This window comes from Paenibacillus sp. FSL K6-1096 (genome assembly GCF_037977055.1).
Lineage (GTDB): Bacteria > Bacillota > Bacilli > Paenibacillales > Paenibacillaceae > Paenibacillus_AQ.
On record NZ_CP150274.1, the window covers coordinates 4,855,574 to 4,876,556 of the forward strand.

The following is a 20,983-nucleotide window of genomic DNA, read 5'->3' on the forward strand; positions in this document are numbered from 1 at the left end:
GGTGCGGCTGTGAGGTCAGCCGCAGGGATGGCCATAATCTGTGCCTCGGCACTTCTCCTGCCGCTTGCGATCGGCTTCGCCAGCGCAAAGCTGAGCTCCTCGAACAGCCTGCAGGGCGTGATCCTGGCAGGCATCCTTTTCCCGGCCTTTCTGCTGGCGCTGCTGAAGACGCGGCTCCTGGTCCCGTACACGCTGCTGATCTGGGCGGTGGCCCCGGAGCTGCGGCGGATCGCTGACTGGTATGAAGGGGTGTACCACTCCGTCTCCCTGCTCAGTCTGGCCCCGCTGCTGACCGGCGCGACCCTGGCGATACCGGTGCTGAGGGAGATACACCGGGTCCGCAAATCCTCCACCCGGATTCTCCTGCTGTTCTCGGTCGCGCTGGCTTACGGCGCGATCATCGGGCTGGCGAAGAACGGCATCGGCTCGGTCTACGATCTGGCGAATTATATCGTGCCGCTGCTCCTGATCCCGTTCTTCGCGGTTACGAAGTTTGGGCCGAAGGATATCGACCGGCTGTTGTACGCTTTTGCCAATATTGCTGTGCTGGTCGCCATCTACGGAATTGTGCAGTACCTGACCGTTCCCCCCTGGGATGCCTTCTGGATGAACCACGCGGATATGATGTCGATCGGTACGCCGTACCCTCTGGAAATCCGGGTCTTCTCTACCCTGAACTCGCCGGGGCCGGCGGCTACCTTCCTGGTCTTCGCACTGGTGCCGATGATTCTGGAGCCGAGGTGGCGCGGGACGCTGCGGTGGATCGGCGTGATGCTCGTAGTGGTCTGCCTGCTGACTACGCTGGTCCGCTCGGCTTGGCTGGTGCTGCTGGTCATGCTGCTGGTCTACATCGCTTCCTCACCGTCCAGAGGCAAGTGGAAATCACTGCTTCAGCTGGTGTTCGTGGCGGCGGCGCTGTTCTGGGTCGTTCCGAAGCTGCCGGGAGCCGAAGGGCTGGTGGCCCGGGTGGAGACGCTCTCCGATGTGCAGGAGGATCACTCCTACAATGAACGCCTCACCCTCTGGACCAATATGCTGCCGATGGTGGCCAGCAATCCGGTGGGCCAGGGCATCGGCAGCGTAGGACAGGGCACGAAGCTCGGCAACGGCGGGGAGCTGGGCGAGTACGGGAACATGGATAACGGAGTCATCGCTCTGCTGCTGACCTTCGGTATCCTTGGCGCATTGTTCTTCTTCGGGGCGCTCGGCGTAGTCGTCAAAGAGATTGGCGCCAGAGTCTTGCGGAAGAATGAGCTGCAGCCCTATGCCAGACTTGCACTGGCGGCCTGGATGGGGGCGGTGGCCAGCCTGGTCTCGGATAACGGCTTCCCCGGACTGAAGGGGTATCTGGTCTGGATGCTGATCGGGCTTGGCCTTAGCGCCGCAGAGTTAACACAGAGCAGAAAGAAGGGAATGCCTCATGCAGCAGTCAAGCGCCAAGTCACTTCCCGCTAACCGGGTCTGGTCGACCTTCCGGCGGTTCACGAAGAGCAAGGACAACAGCTCGGCTGCCGTCAAAACCATGTTCGTCAGCGTGCTGATCCTGCTGGTCAATATGCTGACCGGCGTGCTGACCGCCCGCTATCTCGGCCCGTCAGGCCGCGGGGAGCAGACAGCGATGGTGAACTGGTCGCAATTCCTGGCCTTCAGCATGAGCTTCGGGATTCCCTCGGCGCTGATCTACAATGCCAAACGGAACCCGCAGGATGCCGGCGTGCTGTACCGGATCGCGCTATTGATCGGGCTTGCCTTCGGAACCCTGGCCATGGTGGTCGGCATTCTCGTCTTGCCTTACTGGCTGAAGTCGTTCAGCCATGAGGTGGTGGTGTTCGCCCAGTGGTCGATGATTCTCTGCCCGCTGATCGTCATCTCGCAGATCAACAATGCCGCCTTCCAGTTCAGAGGCGATTACCGGACCTTCAACTGGACCCGTTATCTGGTGCCTATGCTCACACTGGCGGCCATCGGCCTGCTGATCCTGACCGGATACATGAATCCGTACACGACCGCGCTGGCTTATCTGGTGCCCTCGGTTCCGATATTCATCGGCATGACCATCCTGCTGCAGCGGACCTACAGGGTGAAGCTGAGAGAAGCGGTGCTCAATTTCAAGAGATTATTCACCTACGGTCTCGGCTCCTACGGGAACGACCTGCTCGGACAGTTCTCGGTGTACATAGACCAGATCATCATTGCCGGATTGCTGAGACCGGCAGATCTGGGGCTCTATGCGGTTGCGGTCAGCCTGTCGCGCATGGTCAACTTCTTCGCCAATTCGATCACGGTGGTCCTTTTCCCGAAGGCCTCCGAGCTGTCGAAGGACGAAGCGGTGGCCCTGACGTTCAAGGCTTTCCGGATCAGTACCACTTGTACTCTGCTTGGCGCAGTATTCCTGATGCTGGCCGCGCCTCTGGTGATCCCGCTGCTCTACGGCAGGGAGTTCAACACCGCGCTGACCGTGTTCCGCCTGCTGCTGCTTGAGGTTACCATCAGCGGCGGCACGCTGATTCTGGCCCAGGTGTTCATGGCGCTCGGCAAGCCGAAGTTCGTCTCGATCCTGCAGGGCGTCGGCCTGATCCTGGTGATCCCGCTGCTGTTCCTGCTGGTGCCGAAGTTCGGGCTGTTCGGAGCCGGGGCGGCTATGCTGTCATCAGCGGTGCTGCGGTTCCTGTTCATTATTCTGAATATCAGATACAACCTGAAGGTCAAGCTTCCGCGGCTGCTCATTAACGGCCAGGACCTTCAGTGGCTGAAGACGACGATGAATTCGTACATTCGCAAGAAGCCTGTGTAGGCAGTTAAGTAACTAGCTGATTCAGCGAGCCGGGAACATGAGGCGAGCGACGAATACTGGACTGTTAAAAGGAGGATACCTCATGGATTCACTGACAAATGTGCTTGGCGGCCGGGGCAGCTACCCGATCTCGGCAGTCATCATCGCCCAGGACGACGAAGTCCGGATAGCCAAGGCCATTCAGTCTTGCAGGTTATTCGCCGATGAGGTGGTTGTCATCGACGGAGGGAGCACAGACGGAACGGTACAGCTGTCCGAGAGCCTGGGGTGCCGGGTGTTCGTCAACCCATGGCCCGGATATGCCAAACAAAGGGAATTCGGAGTGGCGCACGCGGTCCATGACTGGGTCTTCCTGATCGATACGGACGAGGTGGTCAGCGATGAGCTGGCCCGCGACATTCTGGAGCGCAAGCCGGGACTGACGGATGCCACCGTGGCCTTCTCGCTGTACCGGATCGGGGATTTCCTGGGCAAGTGGCTGGACAAGGGCGAATATCTGGTGCGGCTGTATAACCGCAAGGAATACAGCATCCGCAACTCGCTGGTGCATGAGATCCCGGAGGTGGCCGAGGAGCGCACCGTGAAGCTGAACGGCACGCTGTGGCATCAAGGCTTCCGCAGCATCAACGACCATGTAGCCCGGTTCAACAAATATACCGATCTGGAAGCGGAGACCGCCTTCGCCAGCGGCAAGCCGTTCAAGCTGAGCCGGCTGCTGCTGCGTCCGCCGGCGCGCTTCGTGCAGAAGTACTTCCTGCACGGCCTGTTCAAGAAAGGCATCTCGGGATTCGCCGTATCCGTATTCTGGGTGATGTATGAATTCATGGTCGGCTTCAAGCATTACGAATTGCACAGCGCAGGCAAGCTGGCCCGGCATAACGAAGCGGGCCAGGCCGAGAAGAAGAAGAAGAGCAAGGGGGAGAGAAGCTATGTCGTACAATGACGGGTTGAACATTATGACGACCGGCCTCAGCTGGCCTTCGTTACAGCCCGGCGGGCTGAACACGTACTTCAAATCTGTATGCGAGCAGCTCTCCATGCGCAACCGGGTGCATGCCCTGATCTGCAGCCAAGAGACACCGGAGACCCCGAAGGAGCTGATCATCCACAACGCCGGGGATCCGAAGGAGACCATCTGGAAGCGCAAGGAGGCCTTCCAGCGCAAGGCGGCAGCCCTGATGGGCGAGGGCAGCGGCAGGATTGATATCCTCTATACCCACTTTGCCCCATACGGCATCGGACCGGCCATCGAGGCGAAGAAGCGGGGCATCCCGGTAATCATGACCTTCCACGGCCCCTGGAACGAAGAGATGAAGATCGAGGGCCAGGGCATCAAGCACAGAGTCAAGACAACGATTGCCAAATCGATTGAACATAAAGCCTACAAGCTGGCGGACAAATTCATCGTGCTGAGCGATTATTTCCGCAACATGCTGCACGAGCTGCACGGAGTGCCGCTGCACAAGATCATCGTCATTCCGGGGGCAGCCAACATCGAGCGATTCACCCCGGCCCCGAACCGGCTGGCTATCCGCCGGACGCTGAACCTCCCGGAAGGCGCCACCACGGTGCTGACCGTCCGGCGGCTGATGAACCGGATGGGCCTCCTGCAGCTCCTGGAAGCCTGGAGACAGGTGTCCGAACGGTTCCCGAACGCGATTCTGCTGATCGGGGGCAAGGGCCCGCTGCGCGGAGAGCTGGAGGAGCGGATCGCCGATTACGGGCTGGGCAACAAGGTCCGGCTGCTCGGCTACATTCCCGATCATGAGCTGGCCTCCTACTATCAGGCGGCGGACATGTTCGTGGTTCCGTCCCAGGCGCTGGAAGGCTTCGGCCTGATCACGGTCGAGGCGCTGTCCTCCGGGCTTCCGGTGATGGCGACTCCGGTCGGCGGCAACAAGGAGATTCTGCAGGGCTTCCGCCCGGAGCTGCTGTTCAAGAGCGCGGCCAGCGAAGATATGGCGGAAGGCATGATTCATATGCTGGGCAACCGCAAGCTGCTGCCGAGCCGGGAGGAATGCCGGAATCATGTGCTGGAGAAGTACACCTGGCAGCATGTAGGCGATCAGGTAGAGTCGGTATTCCTTGATACTCTGGGAAAGGATGTGGCAGCAGGATGCTGAAGGTTGCTTATATCGATCACACCGCCAAGTGGAGCGGCGGCGAGGTAGCCCTGTTCAACATTCTCACCAATATCGGTGAGCAGATTAAGCCGCTGGTGATTCTGGCGGAGGAAGGGAAGCTTGCTGAACGTCTGCGCGAGCGGGGCATTGATGTGCGGATTGTCCCGCTGGATGAGAGCATCCGCACCCGCGGGCGCAACACGGTGAATCTCGGTGCTCCGGCGGCGGCGCTGAAGCTGCTGGCCTACGGCCGGAGGCTCGCCCCGCTGCTGAAGGAGGAGCAGGTGGATTGTGTACACACCAATTCCCTGAAGTCGGCCTTCTATGGAGCAGTGGCTGCCAAAAAAGCCGGCGTGCCCCTGATCTGGCACATCCGCGATCACATCGGGGCGCCTTACCTGAAGCCGGTTGTCGCCAAAGCGATCCGGCTGCTGTCACGCCTGCTGCCGAACGGCGTCATTGCCAACTCCCATTCCACGCTGAATGCGCTGGAGCTGCCGCGCTCGAAGAAGACGCTGGTCGTCTACTCAGCGTTCGCCAAGGCCATCGGCGAGGGCATCGCAAGGCGCGAGCAGAAGGATTTCAACGTCCTGCTGGTCGGCCGCCTGGCCCACTGGAAGGGCCAGCATATTGTGCTTGAAGCGGCCAAGGCCTTCAAGAATGACAGCCGGGTGAAGTTCTGGCTGGCCGGGGACGCCTTATTCGGAGAAGAGGAATACAAGCAAGGATTAATCCAGCAAATGCAGCGGGACAACATTACCAATGTCAGCCTGCTGGGTCATGTGGATGATATACAAGGACTGATGAGCAGAGCAGATCTGCTGATCCATACGTCCATCACGCCTGAGCCGTTCGGCCAGGTGATTGTCGAAGGCATGGCGGCCGGACTGCCGGTGATCGCCTCCAATGAAGGCGGGCCGGTGGAGATCGTGGTTCCCGGCGAGACGGGGCTGCTGATCCAGCCCGGAGATCCCGCGGTTCTTGCCGAATCCATCACCTGGATGCTGAACCACCCCGAGGAGCGTAGAGTGATGGCGGACCAGGGAATGAAGCGGGTGAAGGAGCATTTTGTCATCGAGAACACGGTTAAGGACATTGTCAATTACTACAAGGGTCTGCTGGCTGCTACCTGACCGTCCGTACTCTGAATGACGCCAGGGCTTGCATCAACATCTGTCACTTCCATGCGTTCACGGCTTGATGATGCTGCTCCATAAAACTTTGAGGATGATTCACATGAAAATTGCGATCGCGCACGATTATTTAATCCAGATGGGCGGAGCGGAGCGGGTGGTGGAGGTCTTTCATCACATGTATCCCGAGGCTCCGATCTTCACAACGGTATTTAACGGAAGCCGCCTGACCGATAACCTCAAAGATGCGGATATCCGGGCCTCGTGGCTGCAGAAAATTCCGGGCGTGAAGCAGAATTTCAAGGGAGTGCTGCCGCTCTACCCTATGGCGGTCCGCGATCTGGACTTCAGCGGGTATGATATCGTCCTAAGCTCCAGCAGTGCTTTTATGAAAAGCATCCAGGTGCCCGAGTCCACCTTCCATCTGTGTTACTGTCACACCCCCATGCGCTTCGCCTGGGACTACGACACATATATGGAGCGGCAGTCCAATTCGGGATTGTTCAAAAGACTGCTGAAGGTCTACATGCAGCGCCTGAAAAGCTGGGACCAGCGCACCTCCAAAAATGTCAACCAGTTCGTAGCCAACTCTTCGGTGGTGAAGACGCGGATACAGAATTATTACCATCGCGATTCCGATGTCATTTTCCCGCCGATCAATACGGCCCGTTTCACCGCCTCCCCGACCATCGGGGATTACTATCTGATCGTCTCCCGGCTGGTCTCCTACAAGCGGATTGACCTGGCGGTGGAGGCGTTCAACCGCAACGGTCTGAAGCTGTACATCGTCGGTGACGGGCCGGACCGCAAGCGTCTGGAAGGGATGGCCAAAGGAAATGTCTCCTTCCTGGGCCGGCTGGCGGATGAAGAGGTGACAGGGCTGATGTCGCAGTGCCGGGCGTTTATTTTTCCGGGGGAGGAAGACTTCGGGATCACGCCGCTGGAGGCCAACGCCGCAGGAAGACCGGTTATTGCCTACCAGGCCGGCGGAGCGCTGGATACGATTATTCCTTATGTGAACGGCGTCTTCTTCCCGCATCAGGAGGTTGATGATCTGCTTAAGGCCATTGATGAGGTGGAGTCCTATGCGTGGGATATCGACCAGATTATGGGCCATGCACGCAAATTCGATGAGCAGGCGTTTATGGTCCGGTTCAAGCAGTATGTGGAACAGGCCTACGTCAATTTCCTAAGAGGAGGATGAAAGTATGAAACTCGCAGTTATCGGTACCGGCTATGTAGGACTTGTATCAGGCGTGTGCTTCACCCTGAATGGAAATCATGTCATCTGCGTGGATAAGGATGAGCAAAAGATCGGGAAGCTGAACCGGATGGAGTCTCCCATCTATGAGCCGGGCATCGAGGCCCTGATCGAGATGAATCTGCGGGAGGGCCGGCTGAGCTTCTCCTCCGATCTGCAGGAATCGGTCCGCCGGTCAGATATCGTCATTCTGGCGGTGGGAACCCCTTCCCTTCCGGGCGGCGAAGCCGATCTGAGATACATTGAAGGCGCGGCTGCCGAGATTGCCCAGGCGATGGAAGGCTACAAGATCATTATGACTAAATCGACCGTACCTGTAGGCACCAATGAGAAAATCCGCAAGCTGATCGCCTCGCACACCCATCATCCCTTCGATATCGTCTCCGCCCCCGAGTTCCTCCGCGAAGGCTCCGCCATCCGCGATACGCTTCATCCGGACCGGATCGTTATCGGACTGGATAATCCGTCGCTTGAGCCGACCATGCGTGAGCTGCATCAAGGGTTCACGGAGAATATATTCGTCACGGATATCCGCAGCGCCGAGATGATTAAGTATGCGTCTAATGCTTTTCTGGCGACGAAGATCTCGTTCATTAATGAGATTGCCAACATCTGTGAAAAGGTGGGAGCCGACGTAACCGAGGTAGCCGAGGGAATGGGAATGGACCGGAGAATCGGATCGACCTTCCTGCAGGCCGGCATCGGCTATGGCGGCTCCTGCTTCCCGAAGGATACCAATGCGCTGATTCAGATTGCCGGCAACGTGGATTATGAGTTCAAGCTGCTCAAATCGGTTGTTGAGGTCAATAAGGACCAGCGGTTCATGATCCTCTCGAAGCTGCATGAATCGCTTGGCAGCCTGCGCGGAGCGGTCATCGGCATCTGGGGCCTGGCGTTCAAGCCGAACACCGACGATGTACGTGAGGCTCCGGCCCGCGAGATCGTGGAGGCGCTGGTCGCAGAGGGAGCGGTCGTGAAGCTGTACGATCCGATCGCTGCGGATAACTTCCGCCGGGAATACGACCACCCGCAGCTGCGCTGGTGCGGCCTGGCGGAAGAGGCGGCGGAGAACAGCGATGCCGTCTGCCTGCTGACCGACTGGAGCCAGTTCAAGGAGATCAATCTGCATGTGCTGGCCGGAACTATGCGCCGCAAGGTGCTGATCGACGGCCGCAACGTCTACGACAAGGAGCAGATCGAGGGCACCGGCCTCGAATACATCTCCGTCGGCCGCCCGCAGATGGGCGGGCTCAGCGGCTACTCGCCTAGCGTGGCTGGCGCGGTGTAGGGCCATGCGCTCGGCCGGGCGGGGGGCCCCCGCCACCCCGCGCCGATGAGGTGCACTAATGCACCTGAATCCGTAGTTAGCGGGCCGTGCGAGCGAATGAGGTGTATAAGTGCACTTTGATCCCAATAACAATCCGATATTCACGCAACAACACATATAAACTTAGGAGGGTTCCCATATGAAACTGGTACTTCTATCAGGCGGTTCAGGTAAGCGGCTCTGGCCCTTGTCCAATGATTCACGGTCCAAGCAATTTCTGAAGGTATTGGAGAGCCCGGCAGGCGAACCGGAATCGATGGTTCAGCGCGTATGGAGACAACTCGAAGAGAACGGCATGGCCGGGTCTTCTTACTTGGCAACCGGCCGCAGCCAGGTCGAGATGATTCAGAGCCAGCTCGGCAGCGAGGTGCCGATCATCGTGGAGCCGGAACGGCGGGATACCTTCCCGGCCATTGCGTTGACCGCAGCGTACCTGTATTCCATCGCCGGCGTCTCGCCAAGCGAGACCGTGGCAATTCTGCCGGTGGACCCGTATGTGGAGTCTTCCTTTTTTGAGACCGTACAGCAGCTGGAGAACACCATGCTGGTGAGCGGGGCGAATCTGGCGCTGATGGGCGTTGTTCCCGAACATGCGTCAGAGAAATACGGCTATATCATTCCAACGGATGCCGAGCCGGGCGCTAGCGGATATCTGAAGGTGAGCCACTTCCAGGAGAAGCCGGACCGCCAGCAGGCCGAGGAGCTGATCCGCCGGAACGCCCTGTGGAACTGCGGGGTATTCGCCTTCCGTCTGGGCTATCTGCTGGATATCCTGCAGCGCAAAGGGCTGCCGCTGAACTACGAGGAGCTGCAGAAGCAGTATAAGCTGCTGTCCTCGATCAGCTTCGATTATGAAGTGGTAGAGAAAGAGGAGAACATCGTGGTTCAGCCGTACGCCGGATTCTGGAAGGACTTGGGCACCTGGAACACGCTGACCGAGGAGATGACCAACAATCTTGTCGGCAAAGGCTTCGTAACCGCAGACTCCGAAGGCACCTCCCTGATTAACGAGCTGGATATTCCGATTACGGTGATCGGGGCCAAGGATCTTATTGTGGCGGCCAGCCCGGACGGGATTCTGGTGACCCATAAGACGGAGAGCCCGCGGATTAAGGAGGTGCTGAAGTCTTTTGAACAGAGACCGATGTATGAGGAACGCCGCTGGGGCCACTACAAGGTGATTGACTATGTGAAGTACGATGAAGGCAATGAGGTGCTGACCAAGCGGATCTTCATCAATGAGGGCAAAAATATCAGCTACCAGCTGCATCACAAGCGCAGTGAAATCTGGACGTTTGTCAGCGGGGAAGCGAGCATTGTCATTAACGAGAAGCAGCATAATGTGAAGGCGGGCGATGTGGTGCGCATTCCCGAGGGGACCAAGCATGCCATCCTGGCCCTGACCGATGTGGAGTTCATTGAGGTGCAGACCGGGTCGGAGCTGGTGGAGGAGGATAATATCCGCATCACTCTGGATTGGGAGGATATTCAACTGCATCAGTTCATTTCATAGTCCTATTATAGGTCCAACTTATCTATTTAACCAATTGTGACGGAATCAAAACAGGTACACAGAACTATTTATTCGGAAATTTTCGCGTTTGCTCTACAATAAATTTGCATAAAGACGATACTTACGGTAAGAGGGATTGATCCTTCCAATACGACAAAGGCAAACCTGCTCGAAAGACAGGGACGCAAAGCTATAGGGCCTTCGCAAGAGTGGCAGCCTGGCTACCGAAAGGAAGAGAATATTGTGAAAACTTACCGTAAGTCCCGTTTGCTCTGCGCTGTGTTGTCGCTGGCTGTAATTGTGTCTGCTGTACCGCTCGGATTGGGTATAGCCCCGTCATCGGTTAAGGCGGCTTCTGCTGCCGGAAAGCCTGTGAATCCCAATGCTTCGGCAGAGGCTGTCAAGCTGCTGAACAATCTCTATGAGATATCCGGCAACGGTATTATCTCGGGACAGCATGACTATTTCGAGAGCCCGGATGAGCTTAGCAACAAGCTGAAGGGGACCAGCGGACAATATGCGGCACTGCACGGTTATGAGCTTGGAGCGGTTGGCGGACAGACGGAGAGCGGAGTAGCCGCTCAGCGCAAGAATATTGTATGGAGTGCAACGAACTGGTCGAGAGCGGGCGGGATTGTCGCCATGACGTTCCATCAGAGCCTGCCGGGCACCAAGTATGAATGGTCGAATGTGCAGAAGCCGCTCAGCCAGGCAGAGTTCAATAAATATGTGACCCCCGGCACCCCTCAGTATAATGCGCTGATTGCCGATCTGGATAAAGTGGCCGTGTCTCTGAAAAGCTTACGCGATGCCAAAGTCCCCATCCTCTGGAGACCTTACCACGAAATGAACGGCGGATGGTTCTGGTGGGGCAAAAAAACGAATTTCACTGCGCTATGGAATATAATGTATGACCGTTTCGTTAACGTTCATCAATTAAACAATCTGCTGTGGGTGTGGAACCCGAATGCGCCGAACTCGAACTCGGACCCGTATGAACGGACTTACCCGGGGGCGGACAAAGTGGATGTGCTGGCAGCAGATATATATAACAATGACTATTTGAACAGATATCATGATGAGCTGGCCGAGCTGGCAGCCGGTAAGCCGATCGGCATCGGCGAGAATGGCGAAATGCCGAATATCTCCAAGCTGAAGCTGACCCAGCAGAAATATGTGTTCATGATGAACTGGGGCAAGATGCTCTATGAGAACAACAGCACGACTACGATCAAGAACTTCATGAATAACAGCTATACCTTAACCCGTGATCAGTATAAAAGCTGGACAGCGCCAGCGGCGGCACCGTCACCAACGGCGGCACCGTCACCAACGGCAACGCCCACGCCCACGGTGACTCCGTCACCGACAGCAACGCCGACACCGTTACCGACGGCGACACCAACACCAACACCGACGCCGACACCGTCTCCCACGCCTACGGTGACTCCGTCACCAACGCCAACACAGGCACCGGTGGCTATGCCGCCAGCAGTGCCGGGACAGAAGCCGGCTCCGGGCGAACCGGAACCGGCGTACACCCGGAGCGGTCTGCTTGGAGAATATTTCAAGAATATGACGCTGTCGGGGACGCCTGTAATGGTACGCAATGATGATGTCATCAGCTTCAACTGGCGCCAGGGCACACCTGATGCCGCGCTTGGCACAGACTACTTCTCCATCCGCTGGACCGGCCAGATTAAGCCTGCGTACAGTGAGACTTACCAGTTCTACACCACATCGGATGACGGTATCCGCCTGTGGGTGAACGGTACAGCAGTGATTGACAGCTGGGTCAAGCAGAGCGGAACCGCCCGCACAGGCAGCATAGCTCTGAACGCCGGACAGATGTATGACATCAAGGTGGAGTATTACGAGAACGCAGGCGATGCCAATGTCCATCTGATGTGGCAGAGTCCCAGCCAGGCGAAGGGTACGGTTCCGGCCAGCGCGTTGTTCTCGAAACCTGTAAACGCAGCTACGCTTGAGACGCCAACGCCAACGCCAGCAGCACCAACGCCGGCAGCAACACCAACGCCGGCAGCAACACCAACGCCAACTGTAGCACCTACACCAACACCAGTATCTACGCCAACACCGACAGCAGCACCTGCACCAACGCCGACACCTGCACCAGCACCAACGCCAGCACCGGAGCTTCCTCCGGCAGAGGCTCCTGCTGCGGGCGGGCTATACGCGGAATACTTCAATAACATGACGCTTACGGGCACCCCCGCTGTGGTGCGCACCGATGATGTGATTGAATTCAACTGGCGTCAAGGCTCGCCGGATGCTGCAATCAGCATCGATTTCTTCTCGGTAAGATGGAGCGGCAAGCTGAAGCCGCTGTATACCGAGACCTACCGGTTTTATACTCACTCCGATGACGGCGTGCGCGTGCGGATTAACGGCGAGCTGGTCATCGACAGCTGGGTGAAGCAGAGCGGCACCGAACGCATGGGCAGCATCAGCCTGAACGCAGGTGAGCTCTATGATATTCAGGTAGAGTATTACGAGAATCAGGGAGATGCGAAGGCACGTCTAATGTGGGAGAGCAACAGCCAGGTCAAGGGCACGGTTCCGGCCAGCGCGCTGTTTCTTCCCTCCGTCTCCTAAATTTTTGTGCTCTTAAGGTCTGCCGGCTGTTTTCATGGCGCTGATACTGGTTAAGAGGTTACAATTATAAATCCTGCAAGCCCGCTCAGAATGGCCCTGCTGACCAGCAGGGCTAATGAGCTATAGCCGCTGTGATAGCGTCAAGCTCTCCTAGAACAACAAGAAGCACCGGGCTGGAGAAAGGAGATAACATTGAACACTTACCGTAAGTACAGGCTATATACAACCCTTCTGCCACTTGTCCTGATCTTTTCATTGATCCCATGGGGGAGCGGAACCCAGGTTCCTGCCGCCGCCAAGGTACCTGCACTATCTTCAGCTGTCCCCGCTTCAACTAAGCCCATCAACCCCTCTGCCTCCAAAGAGGCTATTGCCCTGTTAAGCTATCTCCGCGATCTCAGCGGCAAAGGCATGATCTCCGGCCAGCACGATTACCTGGAGAGCCCCGACGAATTCAACAACAAGCTCAAGAATACAACCGGACATCATGCAGTGCTGCACGGTTATGAACTGGGAGCCATCGGCAACCAGTCCAAGGAGACTATTGCGGGGCAACGCCAGGCTGTGGTAGATAGCGCGATCCGCTGGCATGAGGGCGGCGGGATTGTGGCTATGACCTTCCATCAGAAGCTGCCGGGAACCGCACCCATATGGACCAATGTGCATATGTCCCTCAGCCAGGAGAAGTTTAATGCCTATGTTACTCCGGGAACTCCGCAGTACAAGGCTCTGATTGCCGATCTCGATGAGGTGGCGGTCTATCTCGGCGAGCTGCGGGATGCCGGAGTTCCGGTCCTGTGGCGGCCTTACCATGAAATGAACGGGGGCTGGTTCTGGTGGGGGCAGAAGGACAATTTCGTCAAGCTCTGGGACCTGGTCTACGACCGTATGGTGAATACGCATAAGCTGAACAATCTGCTGTGGGTATGGAATCCGAATGCCCCCAACAAATCGTCAGAGCCGTATGCCGCCTACTTCCCAGGGATTGCGAAGGTGGATATTCTGGCTGCCGATATCTATAACAATGATTACAAGCAATCTTATTATGACAGTCTCCTGAAGCTGGCCGACGGCAAACCGATAGGCATTGGGGAGAGCGGAGAGCTTCCAGACCCTGTCATGTTGTCTCAAAAACAAAGCAAATGGGTATATACGATGACATGGGGCAAGATGCTGGTAGAGAATAACAATGCGCTGAAGATCCAGAGCTTCATGAATGATAAATACACGGTCTCCCGCGATGATTACAAGCTTGCCATCAATGCCAGAATGCAGACGGCAGCCGCAGTCTCCCGCAATGGGCTGAAGGGCCAGTATTTCGGCAATGCCAGCCTGTCAGGCAAACCGCTGCTTACCCGTAACGACAGTAAGATTCAATTCAACTGGCACGGAGCTTCACCGGCGGCAGGCCTTCCCAAGGATTCCTTCTCCGTCCGCTGGACCGGCAGCATCAAGCCGCTCTACAGCGAGAAGTATACTTTTACCGCATCCTCTGATGACGGTATCCGCGTATGGGTCGGCGGCAAGCTGATTATTGATAACTGGAAGAACCAGAGCAGCGCCGGCCGGGAGGGCAGCATCACACTCTCCGCGGACACTGCGTACACGATCAAGGTGGAGTATTACGAGAACCGCGGGGATGCCAGCGTCAGTCTGATGTGGAGAAGTCAGAGCCAGAAGCAGATGATTATTCCCCAGAGTGCGCTGACGCTGCCCTAATAGCGTCAGGTAAGTCCGGTACAAGACAGACACCCCTGAAGAAAGCGAGGACAAGGGAATGAGGACTAGATCCAAGAAGAAGCCACGGCGACACTTTCATCTCTTACTAAAATTTGCTGCACTCATCATTCTTTTTCTGTTGTCCGTCTCTGTCTTCGGTGAGGATGGGACGAAGAACGGCGAGGCGGAGGTCGACCTGTCCGGATTGTCGGCCGCCAAGGATGCCGGGCCGGAAATGCCGGAAGGCACTGTAATCTGGACGCTTGGCCGTCATGACGGCTCGGCTGCAGAGTTCAGGGCTGCGGGATCAAGCGGAGTGAAGGAGGCGCTCAGCATGACTTCGTCTGCCGCCAAGTCGGGAGAGCTAAGGACACTGCCCTCCGGGCTGCACGGGGAGACGAATCCCGAGCTGCGGATTCAGTATGAACTGGATAAGATCCCGGAGAACGGGGTCTTATTTCGGGTAAGCATCCTGGATGCCTACAAATCCGTCCCGCAGATGAGCGTATTCTCCAACCGCCAGCTCTCAGGCATTATCCAGATTGCCGGCATTTCCGGGACTGGCAGCAAATATGACTTCCGCAAAACCTATGAGCTGTACATTCCCAAAGAGCAGCTGCTCAGCGGCACCAATGAGCTGACGCTGCGAACCACCCGGGGAATCTACTCGTCCGCCGCAGAGGATAAGTATAACTGGTTCACCTGGGATAACCTCAGTCTGGAGGCGCTGAAATCCCCAATTAAGGAGCCGATTCACGGCAGCTATACGCTGACCGGTACGGTGGTGAACAACAAGCAGTTTTATTTTGACGAGGGTGCTGTGACTCATTTGCCCTATATCATGAAGTGGCTTGGCGTAGCCTACAGCGGCAATATTATGCGGACCAGCTGTGCCAGCGATGTGGGGCGTTCGTGTGAGAAGATGGATGAATACTACAAGGTGCTGAAGGATTACAACATGCAGGCCGTGGCGCTCTACCTGCATACCGGCGATATTAAGCTGAAGCCGGACGGTACCCTGCCGGACGATGCGGAGAAGAAGCTGACCGATTATTTCCGCACATACAGCCCGTACTTCCAGTACTACGAGGTTGATAATGAGCCGGGGTTGTTCAACCGTTCCAAGGCGGTTAACCTAGCGATTGCGAAATGGCTGAACAGCAAGGGCAAGACAATCGCTCCGCATCTGCAGACCGTTGCGCCCGGATGGGCGTACTGGCCGGGGTACAGCGAGGACTCCTGCGGCAACCAGAAGGGAACAGTCCGCCAGTGCGGGGACCCGGACGGCTGGGAGCGTGATCCGAAGCAGCGTGACGAGCTGGAGGCGGTGACGGATCTGACGAATGGGCATTCCTACGGCGATTCGTATATTTTCAGCCAGGGCGGGAGCTTCACCGAGAATCTGAAGACCTTCGGGGGCTCGGTAGACGGACTCAGCAAAAGAATGCTTGCCACCGAATTCGGCACCTCGGACTCCCACGTCGATGCCTATCAGTACGGAGCGAAGGAGCGGACCTCGGCGGTATTCGACCGGATTATGCGGGCTCATCTCGGATATGCCGATATGTTCGTGCAGCATGCCGCATTCTTCAAGAATTTCAGCCTGTTCAAATACGGCTTCAATCTGGAGGATCATGATCCAGCGACCACGGAGATTTACTATACCAAGGAAGGCGAGGATTCGCGCGTGAGCATTATGCGCCGGCTGGTGCTGGCCTATGCCACACACGGGGCGCCGCTGACCTACCAGATCACCAATAAGGACCAATTGGCGGATAAGCTGGTTTATGTGCGGGCAGTAGATACGTCCACGCTTGAACCGTTGGCCGGCAGCAAGGCTACCTCGAATAAGGTGCTGGTGAACTTTGTTAATTTTGAGCAGACGGAGCAGACCGTGACGGTCAAGGTGACCATGCCGGAGCAGACGGTGTATGAGGGCGAGAGGTTCGGACGCGGCGATACGTATGAAGAGGCCCGCCGTTACATCACCGGCCTGAAGGCTTCGCCTGAGATAGAATTCACGGAAACACTGGCACCGGGCGAGGGCGTGCAGTATATTCTGTCGCCCTCCTCCAAGGTGGCAGACATAGCGCCGCAAGGCCTCAAGGCCGCGGCGGTCAAAGGGCTGTCGATGCACCTGAACTGGCTGGAAGCGCCCGGAGCAAGCTATGAAGTGCTCCGGGCCGACAGCCCGGAAGGGGAGCTGAAGGTCATTGCTGGCGATGTGAAGCGGACAGAATTCACCGACAGCAAGCTTCAGGAGGGCAAGCTCTATACTTACGCTGTAAGGGTTACAGGCTCTAAGCTTATGTCCGAGAAGACCCAGATTACAGCGACCGGGCTCGTTCCGCTGGACCGGTCCGTATGGAAGGTAACCTCAAGCGTGAGCAAGGAAGACTCGAATCCGGCAGGCGCCATTGACGGAGACCGGCGCACACGCTGGGATACGGTCAAGCACCAGGCCTCAGGCGAATACTACCAGATTGATCTGGGCGAAGAGCATACAATAGAAGCAATAGATCTGGATAACACGTTATCCCCGTATGACTATCCGCGCGGTTATCTGGTCCAGGTATCGGACGATGGCAAGAGCTGGAGACAGGTTGCCTCCGGCAAAGGGCAGCTGAAAATGACCAAAATTACCTTTTCCCAGGTGAAGACCCGCCATATCCGGATTGTTCAGACCGGTGCAGGCGGCAACTACTGGTCCATCCAGGAGCTGCAGGTGTATTCAAGAGAGTGAAGCAAGGCATAATAACCTCCGTGGTTTTCAGAGCCCACCGGGGTTTTTTTCTGTCCCAGAAATCATAAACTTACTATAAATATAAGGGGCTTAGGCGGATACCAGGCTCCCGGGAAAGGTGTGAACCGGTTCAATGACTCATCTTGCAGATCAAATTATTCTGCTGCTGGCGGTTTTACTGCTGATCTCCGTGTTTTCCACCAAATTCTCCACCCGTTTCGGAATGCCTGCACTGGTTCTGTTTATTGCCGCCGGCATGGTGTTAAGCCACTTCGTTTATTTCAATAATGCGGCATTGACGCAGATCGCCGGGATTTTTGCGCTGGTGGTGATTCTGTTTGAAGGCGGAATGCAGACGAGCATGAAGGACATCCGTCCGGTCATGAAGCCGGCGTTGTCGCTGGCCACCCTGGGTGTGCTGGTGACTACAGCGGTCATCGGCATGTTTGCCAAGTTCATACTAGGCGTGCCGTGGGCCGAGAGCTTCCTGTTCGGAGCAATTGTCGGTTCAACAGATGCGGCGGCGGTGTTCTCGGTGCTTGGCGGCAAAAATATTGACAAACGGCTGACCTCAACGCTTGAAGCCGAATCGGGCAGCAATGACCCGATGGCCGTCTTCCTGACCGTGTCGCTGATTGAATGGGTGCAGCACCCGGATACAGCGGTGTGGAGTCTGGTGCTGTCCTTCTTCTGGGAGATGGGCGTTGGTCTTCTGGTCGGAATTGGAGTCGGCAAGCTGGCCGTCTATCTGATCAACCGTATGAATCTGGACTCTACCGGGCTGTATCCCGTGCTGGCAATCGGCTTTGCCGTTCTGACTTACGGCGTCTCGGCGATGGTGCACAGCAGCGGTCTGCTCGCCGTCTATGTGATGGGACTGGTGCTGGGGAATTCAGAGCTGATGTATCACCGGACTATTATGAATTTCAATCACGGCTTTGCCTGGATGATGCAGATTGCCATGTTCATTCTGCTCGGTCTGCTCGTCTTCCCCCAGGAGCTGGCGGCTGTCACCTGGCAGGGGCTTCTGTTGTCGGTCATCCTGATGGTCGTAGCAAGACCGGCCGGAGTGTTCCTCAGCCTGCTCTTTAGCCGGTTCACCTTGCGTGAAAAGACACTGATCTCCTGGGCCGGGCTGCGCGGAGCCGTTCCCATCGTGCTGGCGACCTACCCGCTGCTCGCGGGCCTGCCGCACGGCAGGCTGTTCTTCAATGTAGTTTTCTTCGTTGTCCTGACCTCGGCCGTCATCCAGGGGACGACCATTTCACCGCTGGCCCTGCGCCTGAGGCTGGTTGGCAGGGAAGAGGTCCAGCCGTCGCTGATGGAGCTGGTGGCGCTCGGGAAGACAGATTCGGAATTCAATCACATCGGCATTGAACAGCATATGCCGATCGCCGGCAGACAGATTGCCGAGATTGGTCTGCCGGATGATATTCTGTTCACAGCGATTATACGGAACAAGGGCATCGTCACGCCCCACGGCAGCACCGTCATTGAGCCGGGGGATACGGTCTATGTACTTAGTCCCAAGAGCAAGCGGGAGGAGATGCGCGATATTTTCCGCAGCGGCAAAGGAAAGGCGGCGGAGACGCATATCAGCCCCGTCTAGAGGGTATTCTACTGTAGATGTGAGCATCTCTTCCAAAGTAGGGGATAGATGTCCATCCTGGGGCATTTGCAGAATTGTGATGCAACTAACAGGAGAATTCATAGCGGAATGCTAGAATCTGCAATAACCAAGCTATACAAAAAGATCGCAATAATGATTGCATTAGTGCACAATGTATGATAAATTGTATATAGATTTAGAACGAGTCTAAATACAATAAATAATTATTCATTTCCGGGAGGTTATTAGAATGAGTACTAAAGTCAATAGCCACACAGAACTGTATGCTGCCCTGAACCGCCAGACCGCGAACTGGACACTGCTTGGTGTGAAGCTGCACCACTATCACTGGTATGTCAGCGGTCCGCAATTCTTCACCCTGCATGAGAAATTTGAAGAGCTGTACAATGAAGCCGCCGGTTATGTAGATGAGCTGGCTGAACGGCTGCTTGCGATTGGCGGCAAGCCGGCCTCGACGATGGCCCAGTATCTGGAGCTGTCCGCGCTGAAGGAAGGTACCGGCGGAGAAAGTGCGAAGGAGATGGTCGCCCAGCTCGTGAAGGACTACACTGCCGTTGCCGAAGAGCTGAAGCAGGGGATCTCCCAAGCTGAGGAGCTTGGCGACCAGCCTACGGCCGACCTGTTCATCGGAATCCGGACCAGTGTTGAGAAGACGGCCTGGATGCTGAACGCTTACCTGGGTTAAGACTAGTATGAAATAGAGCGCCTGCGTTAGATACGCAGGCGCTCTTTGCTGTAGACTTGCTCAAGAACCAAATGTATGCGAAAAACCGAACACAATGTGCTGCCTTTGATGGTCCTAAACGTACCGCTTACTTAATAAACACGCCGCCGAACGGCAGGGCTTCACGCAGGAAGCGCTTGATGATGCCGTCTTCATTATTGTCACGCTCGAAGCGCCTGCTCTGGCGTCCGGCCTGGAACAGGACGGGCCCGTGCCCTGTCATCTTCCAGTGATAGCTCATATGCTGGCTGGCAAGATGATTGCCATAGACCGTAAGCTCCAGCCGGGCATTCTCAGGGTAGGCGATCATGCTGCCGGCATCGACATACAGCGGATCGGAGGGATGCAGCTCTGCCTCGCAGACGGTGCCCTCTGTCAGAATGCCGATGCTGCCGTGGCCGGAGAATTTAACCTTGACGATATCCCGGGTAATCAGCATATTCTTCATATTCAGCACCCGTGTCTGCATGCTCACTCCCTTGCTGTAGAAGAAGAGGTGCCGGAAATCGTAGAGCAGATCGCTTTTGCCGTCCAGCTGCAGAGTCTTGACCCGGTAGCCGGGCGGCAGGGCAGCCGTGAACCGGCAGGGGCCGGTGATATCCGAGCGGATCAGCTTCCGCTTGCGGTACATGCCCTTCACATCCATGAACCGGTCGGCCCGCCCGGAGGAAGGCCCCTGGTACGCTATAATCTGCTGCGGATGCAGCACATGGACCTCTTCCTGCTCCGCCACGTTGAACGTAACGGCCTGTCCGCTGCCGCTGTCGCCTTCATCCTGAATCTCAACGTTCATGCTGCTGCCTCCCTTCTGCTGTGCGGGTCTCTTAGCTTTCCCTGCACGGTGCTTAACGCAGCCGGTCGCTTCTTCTGGACCGTGCACGCATCGTGAAGCGCAGCAGCCGGATCAGCACGAAGTAACCGAGAATCAGCGCCAGCCCGGAGATGACCGTCACCTTGATACGCTTCAGGTAATTCTCCCTGGCCGCACGGTCATTCTTCAGCTCATCGACGACCTGGCTGAGCTGGCGGTTCTGCTCCTGCAGCGCAGCATTCTGGGCCTGGTAGGTCTGCATCTGCTCAAGGCTCTGACTCAGCTGGTCCTTGGTCTCACCCAGCTCGTCCACCGCATCACTGAGGTCCGATTTGGTCTGCCGCAGCTCCTCCGCGGTCTTCTGGTAGCTCTCCTGCAGCTTGCTGACCTCGCCGGGAAGCTCGGAGAAGCTCTGGATTCCGTTATATATATCGTTGAGATAATTGGCCTTGGCCTGGGGAGTACCTATTATATTAGACAGTCCAAACAGCACCAGGACAGAACCCAGCAGCTTGGCGACATTTCCTGTTAATCGTCTGTTCATTTGCTGATCACCACCTGTTAATGCGAGTTGTCTTCCTATTTTAAC

Annotated in this window: 15 protein-coding genes and 1 riboswitch; of the genes, 13 read left to right on the plus strand and 2 right to left on the minus strand. The window is 56.7% G+C overall.

Features of this window, described 5'->3' with window-relative positions; all coding sequences use genetic code 11:
• The first annotated feature begins 27 nt into the window (after positions 1-27).
• From MHI24_RS21415 to MHI24_RS21475, 13 genes are all read left to right on the plus strand, one after another.
• Positions 28-1,455 carry an O-antigen ligase family protein gene (locus tag MHI24_RS21415; RefSeq protein WP_340026748.1) on the plus strand — a complete coding sequence of 476 codons (1,428 nt, stop codon included), beginning with the start codon at positions 28-30 and terminating at the stop codon, positions 1,453-1,455.
• Positions 1,421-2,794, plus strand: a complete 1,374-nt coding sequence (locus tag MHI24_RS21420; RefSeq protein WP_340021544.1) for an oligosaccharide flippase family protein — start codon at positions 1,421-1,423, stop codon at positions 2,792-2,794. Before MHI24_RS21415 ends, MHI24_RS21420 begins: the two co-directional genes overlap by 35 nt.
• A gap of 82 nt (positions 2,795-2,876) precedes the next feature.
• Complete coding sequence (locus MHI24_RS21425) at positions 2,877-3,737, plus strand: glycosyltransferase family 2 protein (protein ID WP_340021545.1); 861 nt, start codon at positions 2,877-2,879, stop codon at positions 3,735-3,737.
• The gene (locus MHI24_RS21430) at positions 3,724-4,917 is read left to right on the plus strand and encodes a glycosyltransferase family 4 protein (RefSeq protein WP_340021546.1); all 1,194 of its coding nucleotides are present in this window, start codon (positions 3,724-3,726) and stop codon (positions 4,915-4,917) included. Before MHI24_RS21425 ends, MHI24_RS21430 begins: the two co-directional genes overlap by 14 nt.
• Positions 4,911-6,050 carry a glycosyltransferase family 4 protein gene (locus MHI24_RS21435; protein WP_340021547.1) on the plus strand — a complete coding sequence of 380 codons (1,140 nt, stop codon included), beginning with the start codon at positions 4,911-4,913 and terminating at the stop codon, positions 6,048-6,050. Before MHI24_RS21430 ends, MHI24_RS21435 begins: the two co-directional genes overlap by 7 nt.
• Positions 6,051-6,153: 103 nt before the next feature.
• Positions 6,154-7,254: a glycosyltransferase gene (locus MHI24_RS21440; protein ID WP_340021548.1), complete on the plus strand. Its 1,101-nt coding sequence runs from the start codon at positions 6,154-6,156 to the stop codon at positions 7,252-7,254.
• A 4-nt stretch (positions 7,255-7,258) separates the two neighbouring features.
• Positions 7,259-8,599 carry a UDP-glucose/GDP-mannose dehydrogenase family protein gene (locus MHI24_RS21445; RefSeq protein ID WP_340021549.1) on the plus strand — a complete coding sequence of 447 codons (1,341 nt, stop codon included), beginning with the start codon at positions 7,259-7,261 and terminating at the stop codon, positions 8,597-8,599.
• A gap of 178 nt (positions 8,600-8,777) precedes the next feature.
• Positions 8,778-10,151, plus strand: coding sequence for a sugar phosphate nucleotidyltransferase (locus MHI24_RS21450; protein WP_340021550.1), 1,374 nt, complete (start codon positions 8,778-8,780; stop codon positions 10,149-10,151).
• A 148-nt stretch (positions 10,152-10,299) separates the two neighbouring features.
• Positions 10,300-10,380, plus strand: a riboswitch (cyclic di-GMP riboswitch).
• A gap of 14 nt (positions 10,381-10,394) precedes the next feature.
• A complete protein-coding gene (locus MHI24_RS21455) occupies positions 10,395-12,767 on the plus strand; it encodes a PA14 domain-containing protein (RefSeq protein WP_340021551.1) in 2,373 nt (790 codons plus the stop codon).
• A 192-nt stretch (positions 12,768-12,959) separates the two neighbouring features.
• Positions 12,960-14,486: a glycosyl hydrolase gene (locus MHI24_RS21460; protein ID WP_340021552.1), complete on the plus strand. Its 1,527-nt coding sequence runs from the start codon at positions 12,960-12,962 to the stop codon at positions 14,484-14,486.
• Positions 14,487-14,544: 58 nt separating this feature from the next.
• A complete protein-coding gene (locus tag MHI24_RS21465) occupies positions 14,545-17,229 on the plus strand; it encodes a discoidin domain-containing protein (RefSeq protein WP_340021554.1) in 2,685 nt (894 codons plus the stop codon).
• A gap of 133 nt (positions 17,230-17,362) precedes the next feature.
• Positions 17,363-18,838: a potassium/proton antiporter gene (locus MHI24_RS21470; protein ID WP_340021555.1), complete on the plus strand. Its 1,476-nt coding sequence runs from the start codon at positions 17,363-17,365 to the stop codon at positions 18,836-18,838.
• A gap of 250 nt (positions 18,839-19,088) precedes the next feature.
• Complete coding sequence (locus MHI24_RS21475; RefSeq protein WP_340021556.1) at positions 19,089-19,544, plus strand: Dps family protein; 456 nt, start codon at positions 19,089-19,091, stop codon at positions 19,542-19,544.
• Positions 19,545-19,671: 127 nt separating this feature from the next.
• Here the strand turns inward: MHI24_RS21475 and MHI24_RS21480 are convergent, their stop codons facing one another.
• Together MHI24_RS21480 and MHI24_RS21485 are read right to left on the minus strand one after the other, a co-directional pair.
• A complete protein-coding gene (locus tag MHI24_RS21480; protein WP_340021557.1) occupies positions 19,672-20,376 on the minus strand; it encodes an AIM24 family protein in 705 nt (234 codons plus the stop codon).
• A 52-nt stretch (positions 20,377-20,428) separates the two neighbouring features.
• Positions 20,429-20,938 carry a hypothetical protein gene (locus MHI24_RS21485; RefSeq protein WP_340021558.1) on the minus strand — a complete coding sequence of 170 codons (510 nt, stop codon included), beginning with the start codon at positions 20,936-20,938 and terminating at the stop codon, positions 20,429-20,431.
• Between the last annotated feature and the right edge of the window lie 45 nt (positions 20,939-20,983).